This window comes from Streptomyces sp. NPDC001744, from assembly GCF_042892575.1.
Taxonomy (GTDB): domain Bacteria; phylum Actinomycetota; class Actinomycetes; order Streptomycetales; family Streptomycetaceae; genus Streptomyces.
This window is the reverse complement of sequence record NZ_JBIAUG010000033.1, coordinates 1-14,835: the sequence shown is the minus strand read 5'-3', so window position 1 is coordinate 14,835 and position 14,835 is coordinate 1. Positions and strand designations below refer to the sequence as shown.

19 protein-coding genes and 3 pseudogenes are annotated in these 14,835 nt (G+C 72.1%); 9 read left to right on the top strand and 13 right to left on the bottom strand.

All coding sequences use genetic code 11. The features are described 5' to 3' along the window. Nucleotides 1-44 precede the first annotated feature (44 nt). A complete protein-coding gene (locus ACFYZY_RS28355) occupies nt 45-911 on the bottom strand; it encodes a helix-turn-helix domain-containing protein (RefSeq protein WP_388699704.1) in 867 nt (288 codons plus the stop codon). Between the two features lie 129 nt (nt 912-1,040). Here ACFYZY_RS28355 and ACFYZY_RS28350 point away from each other — a divergent pair, with 129 nt between their 5' ends. Both ACFYZY_RS28350 and ACFYZY_RS28345 read left to right on the top strand, forming a co-directional pair. Next, entirely contained in the window at nt 1,041-2,093 is a 1,053-nt protein-coding gene (locus ACFYZY_RS28350) for an NAD(P)-dependent alcohol dehydrogenase (RefSeq protein WP_388699702.1), read from the top strand. A gap of 121 nt (nt 2,094-2,214) precedes the next feature. Then, nucleotides 2,215-2,565, top strand: coding sequence for a DUF1330 domain-containing protein (locus ACFYZY_RS28345; protein ID WP_388699699.1), 351 nt, complete (start codon nt 2,215-2,217; stop codon nt 2,563-2,565). 118 nt (nt 2,566-2,683) lie between these two features. Here ACFYZY_RS28345 and msrA read toward each other — a convergent pair whose 3' ends face one another. Next, complete coding sequence (gene msrA / locus ACFYZY_RS28340; RefSeq protein ID WP_388699696.1) at nt 2,684-3,343, bottom strand: peptide-methionine (S)-S-oxide reductase MsrA; 660 nt, start codon at nt 3,341-3,343, stop codon at nt 2,684-2,686. Nucleotides 3,344-3,416: 73 nt separating this feature from the next. Further along, a complete protein-coding gene (locus ACFYZY_RS28335; RefSeq protein ID WP_388699695.1) occupies nt 3,417-4,523 on the bottom strand; it encodes a hypothetical protein in 1,107 nt (368 codons plus the stop codon). Between the two features lie 72 nt (nt 4,524-4,595). Here ACFYZY_RS28335 and ACFYZY_RS28330 point away from each other — a divergent pair, with 72 nt between their 5' ends. Beyond that, nucleotides 4,596-5,750: a cystathionine gamma-synthase gene (locus ACFYZY_RS28330; RefSeq protein ID WP_388699692.1), complete on the top strand. Its 1,155-nt coding sequence runs from the start codon at nt 4,596-4,598 to the stop codon at nt 5,748-5,750. A 70-nt stretch (nt 5,751-5,820) separates the two neighbouring features. Here ACFYZY_RS28330 and ACFYZY_RS28325 read toward each other — a convergent pair whose 3' ends face one another. From ACFYZY_RS28325 to ACFYZY_RS28310, 4 genes are read right to left on the bottom strand one after another with little or no spacing between them, the layout of a single operon-like run. After that, the gene (locus ACFYZY_RS28325; protein WP_388699689.1) at nt 5,821-6,012 is read right to left on the bottom strand and encodes a DUF1059 domain-containing protein; all 192 of its coding nucleotides are present in this window, start codon (nt 6,010-6,012) and stop codon (nt 5,821-5,823) included. Between the two features lie 53 nt (nt 6,013-6,065). Continuing rightward, entirely contained in the window at nt 6,066-6,314 is a 249-nt protein-coding gene (locus tag ACFYZY_RS28320; RefSeq protein ID WP_388699686.1) for a hypothetical protein, read from the bottom strand. After that, the gene (locus ACFYZY_RS28315; protein WP_388699684.1) at nt 6,311-6,757 is read right to left on the bottom strand and encodes a sigma factor-like helix-turn-helix DNA-binding protein; all 447 of its coding nucleotides are present in this window, start codon (nt 6,755-6,757) and stop codon (nt 6,311-6,313) included. Before ACFYZY_RS28315 ends, ACFYZY_RS28320 begins: the two co-directional genes overlap by 4 nt. 31 nt (nt 6,758-6,788) lie before the next feature. Further along, nucleotides 6,789-7,328, bottom strand: coding sequence for a MarR family winged helix-turn-helix transcriptional regulator (locus ACFYZY_RS28310; protein WP_388699681.1), 540 nt, complete (start codon nt 7,326-7,328; stop codon nt 6,789-6,791). 269 nt (nt 7,329-7,597) lie between these two features. On the opposite strand from ACFYZY_RS28310, the gene ilvA reads away from it, so the two are divergent. From ilvA to ACFYZY_RS28295, 3 genes are all read left to right on the top strand, one after another. Beyond that, the gene (ilvA, locus tag ACFYZY_RS28305; RefSeq protein ID WP_388699679.1) at nt 7,598-8,827 is read left to right on the top strand and encodes a threonine ammonia-lyase; all 1,230 of its coding nucleotides are present in this window, start codon (nt 7,598-7,600) and stop codon (nt 8,825-8,827) included. A 115-nt stretch (nt 8,828-8,942) separates the two neighbouring features. Continuing rightward, nucleotides 8,943-9,998, top strand: coding sequence for an ATP-binding cassette domain-containing protein (locus ACFYZY_RS28300; RefSeq protein WP_388699676.1), 1,056 nt, complete (start codon nt 8,943-8,945; stop codon nt 9,996-9,998). Next, nucleotides 9,995-10,852 (top strand): ABC transporter permease, encoded by an 858-nt coding sequence (locus ACFYZY_RS28295; RefSeq protein ID WP_388699673.1) that lies wholly within the window; start codon nt 9,995-9,997, stop codon nt 10,850-10,852. The genes ACFYZY_RS28300 and ACFYZY_RS28295 overlap by 4 nt, the downstream gene beginning before the upstream one ends. 160 nt (nt 10,853-11,012) lie before the next feature. On the opposite strand, the gene greA is transcribed toward ACFYZY_RS28295, so the two are convergent. Beyond that, complete coding sequence (greA, locus tag ACFYZY_RS28290) at nt 11,013-11,510, bottom strand: transcription elongation factor GreA (RefSeq protein WP_388699670.1); 498 nt, start codon at nt 11,508-11,510, stop codon at nt 11,013-11,015. Between the two features lie 190 nt (nt 11,511-11,700). Continuing rightward, nucleotides 11,701-12,102 carry a DUF4307 domain-containing protein gene (locus ACFYZY_RS28285; protein ID WP_388699668.1) on the bottom strand — a complete coding sequence of 134 codons (402 nt, stop codon included), beginning with the start codon at nt 12,100-12,102 and terminating at the stop codon, nt 11,701-11,703. 107 nt (nt 12,103-12,209) lie between these two features. Here ACFYZY_RS28285 and mca point away from each other — a divergent pair, with 107 nt between their 5' ends. After that, on the top strand, nt 12,210-13,091 hold the full coding sequence (gene mca / locus ACFYZY_RS28280) for a mycothiol conjugate amidase Mca (RefSeq protein WP_388699777.1): 882 nt from the start codon (nt 12,210-12,212) through the stop codon (nt 13,089-13,091). Continuing rightward, complete coding sequence (locus ACFYZY_RS28275) at nt 13,084-13,326, top strand: hypothetical protein (protein ID WP_388699665.1); 243 nt, start codon at nt 13,084-13,086, stop codon at nt 13,324-13,326. Before mca ends, ACFYZY_RS28275 begins: the two co-directional genes overlap by 8 nt. Nucleotides 13,327-13,536: 210 nt before the next feature. On the opposite strand, the gene ACFYZY_RS28270 is transcribed toward ACFYZY_RS28275, so the two are convergent. From ACFYZY_RS28270 to ACFYZY_RS28260, 3 genes and pseudogenes are all read right to left on the bottom strand, one after another. Beyond that, complete coding sequence (locus ACFYZY_RS28270) at nt 13,537-13,944, bottom strand: type II toxin-antitoxin system VapC family toxin (RefSeq protein ID WP_388699663.1); 408 nt, start codon at nt 13,942-13,944, stop codon at nt 13,537-13,539. After that, nucleotides 13,941-14,204 carry a hypothetical protein gene (locus tag ACFYZY_RS28265; protein WP_388699660.1) on the bottom strand — a complete coding sequence of 88 codons (264 nt, stop codon included), beginning with the start codon at nt 14,202-14,204 and terminating at the stop codon, nt 13,941-13,943. Before ACFYZY_RS28265 ends, ACFYZY_RS28270 begins: the two co-directional genes overlap by 4 nt. 66 nt (nt 14,205-14,270) lie before the next feature. Beyond that, nucleotides 14,271-14,414 (bottom strand): annotated as a pseudogene (locus tag ACFYZY_RS28260) (Uma2 family endonuclease); the annotation flags it as partial. A gap of 173 nt (nt 14,415-14,587) precedes the next feature. On the opposite strand from ACFYZY_RS28260, the pseudogene ACFYZY_RS28255 reads away from it, so the two are divergent. Next, nucleotides 14,588-14,737 (top strand): annotated as a pseudogene (locus ACFYZY_RS28255) (DUF255 domain-containing protein); the annotation flags it as partial. Between the two features lie 12 nt (nt 14,738-14,749). Here ACFYZY_RS28255 and ACFYZY_RS28250 read toward each other — a convergent pair. After that, nucleotides 14,750-14,835 (bottom strand): annotated as a pseudogene (locus ACFYZY_RS28250) (IS5/IS1182 family transposase); the annotation flags it as partial.

Below are 14,835 nucleotides of genomic sequence, written 5' to 3'. Positions count from 1 at the left end.
CGTCCGGAGGGGCCCTTCCGCGTTCCCGTCCGCTCCCGTACGTCCTACTCCCGTACGTCCACGGGCTCGTCCACGCCCCACTGCGCGAGCAGCCGCAGCGCGTCCGCCGAGGGCGTGCCCGGCTCCGCCTGGTACGTCACGAGCACCAGGTCCGGGTCGGCGCCGGACACCTTCAGCGTCTCGTACGACAGCGTCATCTCGCCCACCAGCGGGTGGCGCATCCGCTTCGCGCCGTGCCCCTTGTCCGCCACCGTGTGCGCCGCCCACAGCGAGCGGAACTCCTCACTCCGTACCGACAGCTCGCCCACCAGCGCGAGCAGCAGCGGATCGTCCGGCCAGCACCCCGCGTACAGCCGCAGCACGCTCACCACCTCGGTCGCCTTGTGCTCCCAGTCGAGGTAGAGGGAGCGCGCGTTCGGGTCGAGGAAGACCATCCGGGCCATGTTCCGCTCGTGCGGCTCCCAGGTGGTGAAGTCGCCGAGCAGCGCCCGCGCCATCCTGTTCCAGGCGAGCAGGTCGAGTCGGCGGCCCAGGACGACGGCGGGCACCCCGTCCATCGAGTCGAGCAGGTGCAGGAGCCCCGGCCGCACCTGCTGGGGACGGGAAAACGCCGCCCGCTGCCGTTTCTTCACCGTCGGCTTCGCCAGGTGCGTCAGATGCGCCCGCTCGGTGTCGCTCAGGCGCAGCGCCCGCGCGATCGAGTCCAGGACCTCCAGGGACACGTTCCGGCCGTTGCCCTGTTCGAGCCGGGTGTAGTACGCCACCGAGACCCCGGCCAGCTGCGCCAGCTCCTCCCGGCGCAGCCCCGGCACCCGCCGGTACCGCCCGAACTCGGGCAGCCCCACGTCCTCCGGCTTCAGCCGGGCTCTGCGGGAGCGCAGGAATTCACTGAGTTCGGCACTGGGGTCCATATGGCCCCATTATCGCCGCCTGACCGGACCCGCGGACGTACGATCCTGACCCTGCCAGTGGTAGGCACACCGATCGTAGGCAGAACAGGTGTCTGGGTGGAACCGGCGTTTCCGGGCAGGCTCGGAGCCATGACCACGAACGTGACCACCGTCCCCGCCTACGCAGCCCCCGCCGCCAACGCCCCGCTGGAGCGCACCACCGTGCCGCGCCGCCCGGTCGGCGAGCACGACGTCCTCATCGAGATCAAGTACGCCGGCATCTGCCACTCCGACATCCACCAGGCGCGCGACGGCTGGGGCGAGGGCATCTACCCGATGGTCCCCGGCCACGAGATCGCCGGGATCGTCGCCGAGACCGGCCCCGGCGTGACGAAGTTCCAGGTGGGCGACCGGGTCGGCGTCGGCTGCTTCGTGGACTCCTGCCGGGAGTGCGCGTACTGCCGCCAGGGACTGGAGCAGTACTGCGCCCGGGGCGGCACGAGCACCTACAACGCCCTCGACAAGAACGGCGAGCCGACCTACGGCGGCTACTCCACCCACATCGTCGTGGACGAGAACTACACCCTGCGCATCCCCGAGGGCATCGGCCTGGACGAGGCCGCGCCGCTGCTCTGCGCGGGCATCACCCTGTACTCGCCGCTCGCCCACTGGCAGGCCGGGCCCGGCAAGAAGGTCGCGATCGTCGGCCTCGGCGGCCTCGGCCACATGGGCGTCAAGATCGCCCACGCGCTCGGCGCCGAGGTGACCGTCCTCAGCCAGTCCCTGAAGAAGCGGGAGGACGCCCTGAAGCTGGGCGCCGACCACTACCACGCGACGAACGACCCGGAGACCTTCACCACCCTGGCCGGCACCTTCGACCTGGTGATCTCCACCGTCTCGGCGCCGCTGGACTTCGACGCCTACCTGGGCCTGGTGCGGACGGACGGCGCCCTGGTGAACGTGGGCGCGCCCGAGGAGCCGGTCAAGGTCGGCCTGTTCTCCCTGATCGGCGGCCGCAAGACGCTCGCCGGCTCGATGATCGGCTCCATCGCCGAGACGCAGGAGATGCTCGACTTCTGCGCGGAGCACGGCCTGGGCGCGGAGATCGAGGTGATCGCGGCGGACCGGATCAACGAGGCGTACGAGCGGGTCGTCGCGAGCGACGTCCGCTACCGCTTCGTGATCGACACGGCGACGATCTGACGCCCGCCGGGGCCGGGCGCGGCCCGGGACGGTGACGCCCGGGGCACCACGCCGGAACCGGGGCCGGGGCATGACGTCCGGGGTAATCGACCCGCGCGCCGTGCCCCGGCACGCTGTCCCCATGACCGCATACGCCCTCGGAAACCTGCACCCGAAGCCCGTCCTCGACGAGGAGGTCCTCACCTACATGGAGCGCGTCCGGGCCACCCTGGACCCCTTCGGCGGCCGCTTCCTCGTCCACGGCGCCCCCGCCCGCGAGGTCCCGGAGGGCACCTGGCCCGGCGCCCTCGTGATCATCGCCTTCCCGACGTACGAGAAGGCCCGCGCCTGGTACGCCTCCGAGCCCTACCGGGCCCTGATCCCCCTCCGCACCCGGCACATGGCGGGCGACGTCCTCCTGATCGACGGGGTCCCGGAGGGCTACGACCCGGCGGCCACGGCGGCGGCCCTGCGGGCGGCGCGGACGGGGTGACCGCACGAGCGTGCCGCCCGTCACCGACACGGGAGCCGGGCCCGCGTGCGGAGGGCTCCGCCGACCGGGCCGGAGCCGGTCGGCGGAGCCCTCCGTCGTCCTGGGTGCCGCGGGGACGCTACTCCGCCCGCGCCACCCCGATCGGGCACGAGACGCCCGTCCCGCCGATGCCGCAGTAGCCCGCCGGGTTCTTGTCCAGGTACTGCTGGTGGTACGCCTCCGCCGGGTAGAACGGACGGTCCTCCGCCGGCAGGACGTGGGTGGTGATCCCGCCGTAGCCCGAGCGCGTCAGGACCTTCTGGTAGGCGTCGCGGGACGCCTCGGCCGTCGCCGTCTGGGCCGGGGAGTGGGTGTAGAGCGCCGAGCGGTACTGGGTGCCCACGTCGTTGCCCTGGCGGAAGCCCTGCGTCGGGTCGTGGGACTCCCAGAACAGCTTCAGGAGCGTCTCGTACGAGACCTTCTCCGGGTCGAAGACCGCCCGGACGACCTCCGCGTGGCCCGTCAGGCCCGAGCACACCTCCTCGTAGGAGGGGTTCTGCGTGGAGCCGCCCTGGTAGCCGACGAGCGTCGTCCAGACGCCCTCGGTCTGCCAGAACTTCCGCTCGGCGCCCCAGAAGCAGCCCAGGGCGAAGTCGGCGACCTCCAGGCCCTCCGGGTACGGGCCGAGGAGCGGGTTGCCGAGGACGGTGTGGCGCTCCGGCACGGAGAACTCCGGCTCGGCGCGGCCGGGCAGCGCCTGCTCGGGGGTGGGGAGGACGGGGGTGCGGGACAGGAACATGCTGCATCTCTCCTCGACGGTCGGCAGTCCGCACAACAAGGAAGGGGACGCCGGGATTCCCCCGCCCGCCGGATCAGCGCGGCAGCGTCAGCGGGCTGCCGCCGTTCGCCTCGTACCCCGTCACCGCCAGGTTCCGGAAGACCGTGTACTCCGCCGCCGGGTCCGCGCTCAGCGTCCACGGCACCGCGCCCACGTGCCCGTCCACCTTCACCAGCTGGTGCATGGCCTCCGCCCAGCGCTCGCCCCGCACCAGGAACCAGACGAGCAGGTGGCGGACGTGCGCCTGCATCGGGTCGTCGGCGCGGGCCGAGTGCACCGCGTACAGCGCGCCCTCCACCGCCTTCGACACCACCGCCGTACGGAAGAAGTCCTGCACGAGCACCACGTCCGGCACGTGCTCGTACACCGCGAACAGCGGCAGCGCGGCGAGCAGCGAACCGTGCGGCGCGCGCGCCGCGGCCGTCGTCGCGAAGTGGTCGGCCTCCTCGCGCGAACCGTGCCACTTCTCGCACCAGTAGTGCAGCGCCGCCAGGTGCGCCCCCATGTGCTGCGGCGCGCGGTCGATCACCTTCGCCCACACCTGGTCGAACTGCTCGTGGCCGTAGCCGAGTCCGCGCGCCACGGCCAGCCGCGTGATGTACGGGACCGGGTCGCCCGGAGCGAGCAGCGCCGCCTCCTCGGTGACCTTCAGCGCCTCCTCCAGGATGATCCGGAAGTCGTCGGTCCCGGCCGCAGACGAGCGCCACGCCTGCTGCACCAGGAACTCGGCGTGCACGGCCGCCCCGCCCGGGTCCTTCGGCGCGTCCGCCCGCCAGGACCGCAGCCACGCCCCGCCGGCGCCCGGCCGCTCCCGCAGCTCCAGGGAGGCCGCGCCCGCGAACGCCTGCACGCGCTGCCAGCGCAGTTCGCCGTCCGCGCCGGTGTCGGCGAGGAGCCGCGAGGCCGCCCGCCAGTCCTGGGTGGCCTGCACGACGTTCAGCACGTCGAGCAGGTCCTCGTCGGCCCCCGGCAGCCGTACGTCCTGGTCCTCCTGCGGCACGAACCCGTACGCCAGCGGGTCCGCCGCGTCCGGGGCCCCCGGCGCGGCCAGCCTGATGCCACCGCCCCTGCGGCGCAGCACGTAGGGGCCGAGGACGCCGAACAGCAGCCCCATCGCGATGAGGAACCAGAGAATGTCCATGTGTCCATTGTCCAGGACAGGCCGTGAGACGAACACGGCGGCGGGCACCCCGCGGCACTACGCTCCTGACCCATGAGCGACCAGCACATCCACCAGAGCTTCGAGACCCGCGCGATCCACGCGGGCAACACCGCCGACCCGCTGACCGGCGCGGTCGTCCCGCCCATCTACCAGGTGTCCACGTACAAGCAGGACGGCGTGGGCGGGCTGCGCGGCGGTTACGAGTACAGCCGCAGCGCCAACCCGACCCGCACCGCCCTGGAGGAGAACCTGGCGGCCCTGGAGGGCGGCCGGCGCGGTCTCGCCTTCGCCTCCGGGCTCGCCGCCGAGGACTGCCTGCTGCGTGCCCTGTTGGTCCCCGGCGATCACGTCGTCATCCCGAACGACGCCTACGGCGGCACCTTCCGGCTCTTCGCCAAGGTCGTGCAGCGCTGGGGCGTGGACTTCTCGGTCGCGGACACCTCCGACGTCGACGCCGTGCGCGCCGCCGTCAACGACCGCACGAAGCTGATCTGGGTCGAGACCCCCTCGAACCCGCTCCTGGGCATCACCGACATCGAGGCCGTCGCGGGCGTCGCCCGCCAGGCCGGCGTGAAGCTCGTCGTCGACAACACCTTCGCCTCGCCCTACCTCCAGCAGCCGCTGGCGCTCGGCGCGGACGTGGTCGTGCACTCGCTCACCAAGTACATGGGCGGCCACTCGGACGTCGTCGGCGGCGCCCTGGTGACGGCCGACGCGGCCCTCGGCGAGGAACTCGCCTACCACCAGAACGCGATGGGCGCGGTCGCCGGACCCTTCGACTCGTGGATCGTGCTGCGCGGCATCAAGACCCTCGCCGTCCGCATGGACCGCCACGGCGAGAACGCGGAGAAGGTCGCCGAGATGCTGACCCAGCACCCGAAGGTGACCCAGGTCCTCTACCCGGGGCTCCCCGAGCACCCGGGCCACGAGATCGCCGCCAAGCAGATGCGGTCCTTCGGCGGCATGATCTCCTTCCGCGTGGAGGGCGGCGAGGAGGCGGCCGTCGAGGTCTGCAACCGCACGGAGCTCTTCACCCTGGGCGAGTCCCTGGGCGGCGTCGAGTCCCTCATCGAGCACCCGGGCCGGATGACCCACGCGAGCGTCGCGGGCTCCGCCCTGGAGGTCCCGGCCGACCTCGTGCGCCTCTCCGTGGGCATCGAGAACGCCGACGACCTGCTGGCGGACCTGCGCGGGGCGCTGGGCTAGGGACGGCGCGCGACGGCCGGGCGGGACTCCGAAGGGTCCCGCCCGGCCGTTCCCGTGCGTTCCCGTGCGCTCAGGCCGGGACCTTCTCGTCCTCCAGCTCCGCGCGGACCGCCGCCCGCAGTGCGGGGGTGTCCTCGTGGCCGTGGACGGAGGCCGCGTGCTCGGCGGCGGCCCGCACCACTTCCTCCTCCTCACCGGTGATGGTGAGGGTGCAGTTCATGACGCTCGGCGTCTTGCGGCAGTCGGCGACTTTCCTGGTCATGACAGCCTCCTCGGCACCCGTGTGTGCCGTCTCCTTCCAGCCTAGGCCCCTCCTCACCACGCCTCGACCTGCGGGGTCGTCGCCGGCGGGGCCTCCCACGGGCGGGCCGCCGACGCCCACACCAGGAACGCGAGCGCGGCGGCCGTGCCCAGGGCCCACAGCAGGCGCCGTACCGCGCGGGCCCGGCGCAGCCGCCGGGCGCCCAGGGCCGAGGCCCGCGGCGCGAGGTCGCGGGGGACCGGCGGGTGCGGGGTGTCGAGCAGCCGCCGGACCGCCGCCTCCCTGTCCTCGTGCCGTCTCATGCCGCCGCCCTCAGCGCGGCGACCGAGCGGGCGCAGACGGCGCGCACCCGGGCCTCGGGAAGGCCGAGCAGGGCCGCGAGCTGTTCCTCGGCGACCCCCTCGTGCAGCCGCAGGACGACGACGAGCCGTTCCCCCGGGCCCAGCGCGGAGAGCACCCCGCCGCGTCCGCGGCGGTGACGGCGGGCGGTGCGCGCGAAGCGGACGGCCAGCTCACGGCGCGCGTACGCGTACGGGTCGTCGTCGCGCAGCCGGTCCCACCCCGCGTACGTCTGCGCGAGGGCGTCGGTCAGCAGGGTTCGCGCGTGCGGGTTGCGGGTCCGGGTCTCGGCCGTGAGCAGGGTCGCGACGTGCAGCAGCCGCCCCGCCGCCCCGGCCACGAACGCGTCGAACTCCCGGGAACGGGAGGCGATCCGGGCTTCCCGTACGCTCCGTCGCTCTCGCACATCCTCATCTGAGGACAGCGCGGGAGCGGGGTCAAGACTCCGGTGCGGACTCGCTTCCCGACGGGGCTCCGGACTCGGCGGGGGGCTGGCCGGCGTGCGCCGACTGGCGCGCGGACAGGGCGGTGTTGAAGCGCGTGAGCAGGGAGCAGAAGGACTCGCGCTCCTCCCGCGTCCACCCCTCCGTGACCTCGGCCATCAGCCGGCGGCGCGAGGCGCGGACCTCCTCCAGGCGCGCGAGGCCGCGCGGGGAGAGCTGGAGGACGACCGCCCGCCCGTCCTCCGGGTGCGACGTGCGCTTCACCAGGCCGGCGTCCACGAGCGGGGCGACCTGACGGGTGACCGTGGAGGAGTCGATGCCCATGCCCGCCGCGAGCGCCTTGACTCCCGTCGGGCCCTCCTGGTCGAGGCGGTTGAGGAGGAGGTACGCGGCCCGGTCCATGGAGTTGCGGAGCTGGCCGGTGCCGCCGAGGCGGGTCTGCTCGGCCCGGCGGGCGAAGACGGCCACCTGGTGCTGGAGGGCGTCGAGGAGACCGGGGTCGAACGCGGTCGTCATGTCCTGAGATGTGGGCATGGCCGTGGGTCTCTCTCGTGCGGGAGCGGTCGGTCGGTGGGGGACAGAGTACGCGGCCCCGCCGAGGTCCGTACCTGGCCCGACCAAACCCGTTCGCCGGTCCGCCACCCGTCCGCCGCCGCCCCGTCGACCGGGTCCGCCACCCGGCCCGCCCCGAACCGTTTGCCGCCCCGCCGACCGGTCCGTCCCGAACCGCCCGCCGCCCGACCGCTGCCCGACCGCCCGTCCTCCGACGGCCACCGGAGCCGTGAGCTGCGAGACTTGCCGTCATGAGCTTCCGTACGCCCCGCCCCCCGCACCGGCTGATGCTCGACGACGTGCGGGGGGCGCAGAAGATGCTGTCCGGGGTGGCCCGGACGACGGCGATGGAGGGCAGCCGCCATCTGACCTCGCTGGTGGGGGCGCCGGTCCACCTCAAGTGCGAGAACCTCCAGCGGACCGGCTCCTTCAAACTGCGCGGCGCGTACGTACGGATCGCCGGGCTGCGGCCCGAGGAGAAGGCCGCCGGGGTCGTCGCCGCCTCCGCCGGGAACCACGCCCAGGGCGTCGCGCTCGCCTCCCGGCTGCTCGGCGTGCGCGCCACCGTCTTCATGCCCGCCGGCGCCCCGCTGCCGAAGGTCGCCGCGACCCGGGAGTACGGCGCCGAGGTCCGCCTCCGGGGCCAGGTCGTGGACGAGACCCTCGCGGCGGCGGAGGAGTACTCCCGGGAGACCGGGGCCGTCCTCATCCACCCCTTCGACCACCCCGACGTCATCGCGGGACAGGGCACGGTCGGCCTGGAGATCCTGGAGCAGTGCCCGGAGGTCCGCACGATCGTGGTCGGCGTCGGCGGCGGCGGGCTCGCGGCCGGCATCGGGCTCGCGGTGAAGTCGGTCCGCCCGGACGTGAAGGTCGTCGGCGTCCAGGCGGAGGGCGCCGCCGCCTACCCGCCCTCGCTCGCCGCCGGACACCCGGTGTCCGTCGAGGCACCCGTCACGATGGCCGACGGCATCAGGGTGGGCCGCCCCGGCGACGTGCCGTTCGCCCTGATCCGGGAGTACGTGGACGAGGTCCGCACGGTCTCCGAGGACGCGCTCTCCTCCGCCCTGCTGCTCTGCCTGGAGCGCGCCAAACTGGTCGTGGAACCGGCGGGCGCCAGCCCGGTCGCGGCCCTGCTCAGCGATCCCGGGGCCTTCCGGGGCCCGGTGGTCGCGGTCCTCTCCGGCGGGAACGTCGACCCGCTCCTCCTCCAGCGCGTGCTGCGGCACGGCATGGCCGCCGGGGGCCGCTACCTGAGCCTGCGGCTGCGGCTGACGGACCGCCCGGGGGTGCTCGCGTCGCTCCTCGCGGCCCTGACGGTGGTCGACGCCAACGTCCTGGACATCAGCCACGTACGGACCGACCCGAGGCTCGGCCTGACCGAGGCGGAGGTCGAGCTGCACCTGGAGACGAAGGGCCCGGAGCACTGCCGGGAGGTCACGGAGGCGCTGCGGGAGGCGGGGTACACGGTCCTGGACTGACCTCCGTACGCCCTTGACCTCGGGATGTGGCGCGGGTCACTTATTCGGTGGGCGCGGGCCGCCCCCGAAACCTAGGATCGGTGGGAAAAAGCCCCGATCCCTTGGGAGTACCCACATGCCAGGCGCGATCCACGCCGAGGGTCTGGTGAAGACCTTCGGCGACGTACGAGCCCTGGACGGGGTGGACCTCGACGTGCCGGAGGGCACCGTCCTGGGCCTGCTCGGTCCGAACGGCGCGGGGAAGACCACCACCGTGCGCGTCCTGACGACCCTCCTCAGGCCCGACAGCGGACGGGCCGTCGTCGCCGGGATCGACGTCCTGGAGCACCCCAACGAGGTGCGCCGTTCGATCGGGCTCTCCGGCCAGTTCGCGGCCGTCGACGAGTACCTCACCGGCCGCGAGAACCTCCGGATGGTCGGACAGCTCTACCAGATGAAGGGGAAGGCCGCGAAGGCGCGGGCGGACGAACTCCTCGAACGGTTCCACCTCGCCGAAGCGGCCGACCGGCCCGCCAAGACGTACTCGGGAGGCATGCGCCGCCGCCTCGACCTCGCGGCCGCCCTCGTCGTCTCCCCGCCCGTCATGTTCATGGACGAGCCCACCACCGGCCTCGACCCGCGCAACCGGCAGGAACTCTGGGAGGTCATCAGGGAACTCGTCGCCGGCGGTACGACCCTGCTCCTCACCACCCAGTACCTGGAGGAGGCCGACCACCTCGCCCACGACATCTGCGTGGTCGACCACGGCCGGGTCATCGCCCGGGGCACCTCCGACCAGCTCAAGGCCCGGACCGGCGGCGAGCGCGTCGAGGTCGTCGTCCGCGAACGGTCCATGCTCACCGGCGCGCGGGACGTCCTGGCCCGTTACGGCGCCGGGGGCACCGCCGCCGGAACCGCGGACGCCGGCCGGGGCGAGGTCTCCGTCGAGGAGCACACCCGCCGGCTCACCGTCCCCGTCACCGGCGGCGCCAAGCTGCTCGCCGAGGTCATCCGCGACCTGGACGCCGCCGGCGTCGGCATCGACGACATCGGACTGCGCCGCCCCACCCTCGACGACGTCTTCATCTCCCTCACCGGCCACGCCGCCGAACAGGGGGACGAGGAGGAGGACGGCGCGCCGGACCGTCCGGGCGGCCGGAAGCACACACGGACGAAGGAGCGGACGAAGTGAGCACCACGACCGCGACCCCCCGCGCCCCCCAGCCGGGCGGCGGCATCGCCCAGTCCCTCAGGGACTCCCTCGTCGTCGCCCGGCGCAACCTGATCCGGATGACCCGGATCCCCGAGATGATCCTCTTCGGGGTCATCCAGCCGGTGATGTTCGTGGTCCTCTTCACGTACGTCTTCGGCGGCTCCATGACGATCGGCGGCACCACCGACCCGGACGTCTACAAGGACTTCCTCATGGCGGGCATCTTCGCCCAGACCGTCACCTTCGCCACGGCGGGATCGGCCGCCGGCATCGCGGACGACATGCAGAAGGGGATCATCGACCGCTTCCGCTCCCTGCCGATGGCGCGGGGCGCCGTCCTCACCGGCCGCACCGTCGCGGACCTCGTGCAGACGTCCATCACGCTGCTCGTCCTCGCGGTCGTCGCCGTCCTCGTGGGCTGGCGCACCGGCTCCGCCGCGCCGACCAACGCCGGAAGGGTCCTGGCCGCCTTCGGCCTGCTGCTCCTCCTCGGGTACGCCTTCACCTGGATCGGGGCGCTGATCGGGCTCTCCGTCCGCACCCCGGAGGCGGCCACCTCGGGCGGGATCATCTGGCTCTTCCCGGTCACGTTCGTCTCGAACGCGTTCGTCGACTCGGACCGGATGACGCCCTGGCTGCGCCACATCGCCGAGTGGAACCCCTTCAGCGCCACCGTCCAGGCGTGCCGGGAGCTGTTCGGCAACCCCGGCGTCTCGACGTCGGACGCCTGGCCGATGCAGCACCCGGTCTGGGCGTCCGTCATCTGGTCGGTGCTGATCGTCGCGGTCTTCCGGACCCTGGCCGTCCGCAAGTACCGCTCGGCGGCCGTGTGACCCCGGTCCCGTACGGCGGGGGCCGGACGGGACCCGGGAGACGACCCCGGCCCCGTGCCCGGCGTCACGCCGCCGGGCACGGGGCCGGAACCGCGGCGCCCGCGCACACGCGGAAGGGCCGGACCCCGCCGGGTCCGGCCCTCCTGGACAAACGGGCGTCTCAGCCGGTGTACGGCTTCGCGCTGAGGATCTTCACCTTGGCCTTCTTGCCGTTCGGCAGCTCGTACTCGGCGCTGTCGCCGGCCTTCTTCCCGTTGAGCCCGATGCCCAGCGGCGACTGCGGCGAGTAGGTCTCGATGTCACCGCTCGCGTACTCGCGGGAGGCGAGGAGGAAGGTCAGGGTGTCGTCCTCGTCGCCGTCGAACGCGATCGTGACGACCATGCCGGGCTCGACGATGCCGTCGTCCGCCGGGGCCTCGCCCACCTTGGCGTGCTGGAGCAGCTGGGTGAGCTGACGGACCCGGAGCTCCTGCTTGCCCTGCTCCTCCTTGGCCGCGTGGTACCCGCCGTTCTCGCGCAGGTCGCCCTCTTCGCGCGCCGCGGCGATCTTCGCGGCGATCTCGGTACGCGCGGGACCAGACAGGTACTCAAGCTCGTCCTTGAGCTTGTTGTACGCCTCCTGGGTGAGCCAGGTGACGTTGTCGCTGGTCTGGGTCACAGGTGCTCCTCGTAGGTACTGGGAATACAAAGCATCGCCCTACACGGGAATGCTGTGCTGTCCCGGGTGGGCGAAACCACGAGCCTAACAATGAGTGGCGGAAAGCGGGAGGACATAAACCATCGGGATGGCGTCACCCCAGGTCACCGCAGTGACCCACCAGGACTCGTCGCTCGTTCCCTACCCACCGCTACCGGGTCGTACACCCGATCAGTTCGGCACTCGTCGCGCGGGCGGTGGTGCGGAGGGAGAAGACCTGGTCGACCCGGGCGGCGGGGTCGTCGACCCGGACGTCCTTGCGGGCCACCTCCGCCCCGTCCTCGGCGCGCGAGCGCAGGGTGCAGACGCCCCGGACGCCCTCGTCCTTGCGGATCTCCAGGTGCACCTGGACCTCGGAGGCGCTCACCACGTCGAACTTGATCAGCTCGGCGCTGATCCGGTTCTCGACGACGTAGTGCCAGCCGAACCAGCCCATCATGCCGAGGAAGAGGACCCCGAGCACCGCTCCGGCGACCTTGAGCTTGTGGTCGGCCCGCTCGTCCGCGGAGCGGCCGTAACGCCCCTCGGGGAGCCGCTCTCGCACCGCGCTCATGATCGATCCTCTCGAAGCAGGGGGTGGCGGAATTTTCGACCCCCCGATTCCGTCACTATAGAGACCTCCCTCCGCGACGAATCACCGAGGACCGACTCTTGACTGTCTTGACCGAGCAGCTCCGCCTGATGGCCGTGCACGCCCACCCCGACGACGAGTCGAGCAAGGGTGCGGCCACGATGGCCAAGTACGTGTCCGAGGGGGTGGACGTCCTGGTCGTGACGTGCACGGGTGGCGAGCGCGGCTCGGTCCTCAACCCCCAGCTCCAGGGCAGGCCCGAGATCGAGGAGAACATCCACGAGGTACGGCGCAAGGAGATGGACCGGGCCCGCGAGATCCTGGGCGTCTCCCAGGAGTGGCTGGGCTTCGTCGACTCCGGCCTGCCCGAGGGCGACCCGCTGCCCCCGCTGCCCCAGGGCTGCTTCGCCCTGGAGGACGTCGACACGGCGGCCGGCGAGCTGGTCCGCAGGATCCGTTCCTTCCGTCCCCAGGTCATCACGACCTACGACGAGAACGGCGGCTACCCGCACCCCGACCACATCATGACCCACAAGATCTCCATGGTGGCCTTCGACGGCGCGAACGACGCCGTGAAGTACCCGGAGGACGAGTTCGGCCCGCTCTGGCAGCCCCTGAAGCTCTACTACAACCAGGGCTTCAACCGTCCCCGCACCGAAGCCCTGCACCAGGCCCTCCTGGACCAGGGCCTGGAGTCCCCCTACGGGGAGTGGCTGGAGCGCTGGAAGGAGTTCGAGCGCAAGGAGCGCACGCTGACCACCTTCGTGCCCTGCGCCGACTTCTTCGAGACCCGCGACCGGGCGCTGATCGCCCACGCCACCCAGATCGACCCCGACGGCGGATGGTTCCGGGTCCCGATGGAGATCCAGAAGAAGGTCTGGCCGACGGAGGAGTACGAGCTCAGCAAGTCGCTGGTGCCGACCTCCCTCCCCGAGGAAGATCTCTTCGCGGGCATCCGCGACAATGCCTGACATGAGCGCACACCTGGCACTGACCCAGCTTGTCCCCTTCGCCGCCGAAGAGCTGGACAAGAACAAGGTGACCCCCGGCGTCCTCGGCTTCGTCGTCTTCGCCGTGCTGGCCGTGGCGGTCTGGCTGCTGATGAAGTCGATGAACCGCCACATGGGCAAGGTCTCCTTCGAGGAGGCACCGGACCCGGCGTCCGCCCCGGACGCCCCGGCGACGGCCGGCACCGGCAAGAAGTAGCCCCGGGAGTTCCCTCCGGCGGAAGCCTCCGCCGGAGGGAACTCCCGCCCCGCCCCGGCCCGTACGCGGACCGCGTACGGGCCGGGGCGCTTTCGCGCGCCTGCCGGCCGTACAGGGGGGCGCGGGGGGCTGGACCGCGTGAACCGGTCGGTCGGGTACGACCTCGCCGTACCCGCTGCGGCACGCCGGCGAACCGGTGGCGTGCGGTGCTCACACCTCTCTGGTGATCACGCGCTTCCCGCAGAGCTTCGACCAGTCGTCACGGTCGGAGGTCAGAACGACCACGGGGGCCGGGACGCGGAGCGCGAGCGCGGCGACGAGGGCATCGATGGCGTACTTGTGCCCGTGCAGTCCGCCGGCGTCCTGAAGCAGCCCCACCGCGGTCAGGGAGTCCTCCTGGACGACCGGTTCCACCCGCAGCCGGGAGAGCACCCATTTCAGGCGCGCCGGATCGGTCTTCCCGTGTACGGCCTCGACGATGGTCAGTGCGGAGACGAGGACAGGAACCCCGGCCTGCCGGGACGCCTCGATGCGAGCCGCCGTCCTGCGGTCGTTGCGCAGAAGCAGGGAGAGCGCCTCGGAGTCGAGCACCAGCGAGCGGGCCGGCTGCTCCTTCACGCGGCGCCCTGCTCGGCGTTCTCGTCTCCGAACAGCTCGCGACGAGCGGCTTCGATCTCCTGCTCCGTGAGCGCACCGTGTTCTTCCTCATGAGCCGCGACGATCTCGGCGAGCCCGTCCATGGCGAGCTGGTGCCTGACGGCTTCGGTGATGTAGCCGGACAGTCCGCGGCGACCGGTGCGGGAGCGGAGCTCGCTCACCAGATCGGCGGGCATGGACACGGAGATGTTCTCGGTGGTCCCGGCGCGGGTCGACTTCATGTCCCGAGTGTAGGACAAGCTCTATTACAGGCAGGGGGCTTCGTGGAACCACATTTCTTGTGGGGTGTGCCGCTTCGAGGCGTTCGGGCTCATGACGACCGTCGCGTCCACGATCTCGATGCCGGCGCACTGCTCCTCGGACCAGGAGTCGTACTGCTCCGCGCTGATCTGGGTGTGCATCCACGCGGGCGCCATCATCCCGGAGGACATGGTGTACCTCCTTCGAGGGGCCTCGGCGCGCGCATTGCCCCTGGAAGTCGGCCTACTGTCAGCGGATGCCGCACCACCCGGCATCCGCGGCGCCCACACGCCCCACTTGCCCCTTCGCACCCCGCCCCGTGGCGCACAGGTACCGTGAGGGCGGGTGAGCGAGGATGGGGAGCATGGCCAACCGACTTGCGCAGACCACCTCCCCCTACCTCCTCCAGCACGCCGACAACCCCGTCGACTGGTGGCCGTGGTCGCCCGAGGCGTTCGAGGAGGCCAGAAGGCGGGACGTGCCCGTGCTGCTCAGCGTCGGGTACTCCTCCTGTCGCTGAGCGTTTTCAGCGTTGACGCTCCAGGGTGAGGACGGCTGCGGCGATGACGGTCATGCGATTGGGGCTGCAGCGGGCTTTGCGGAAAATGCGCC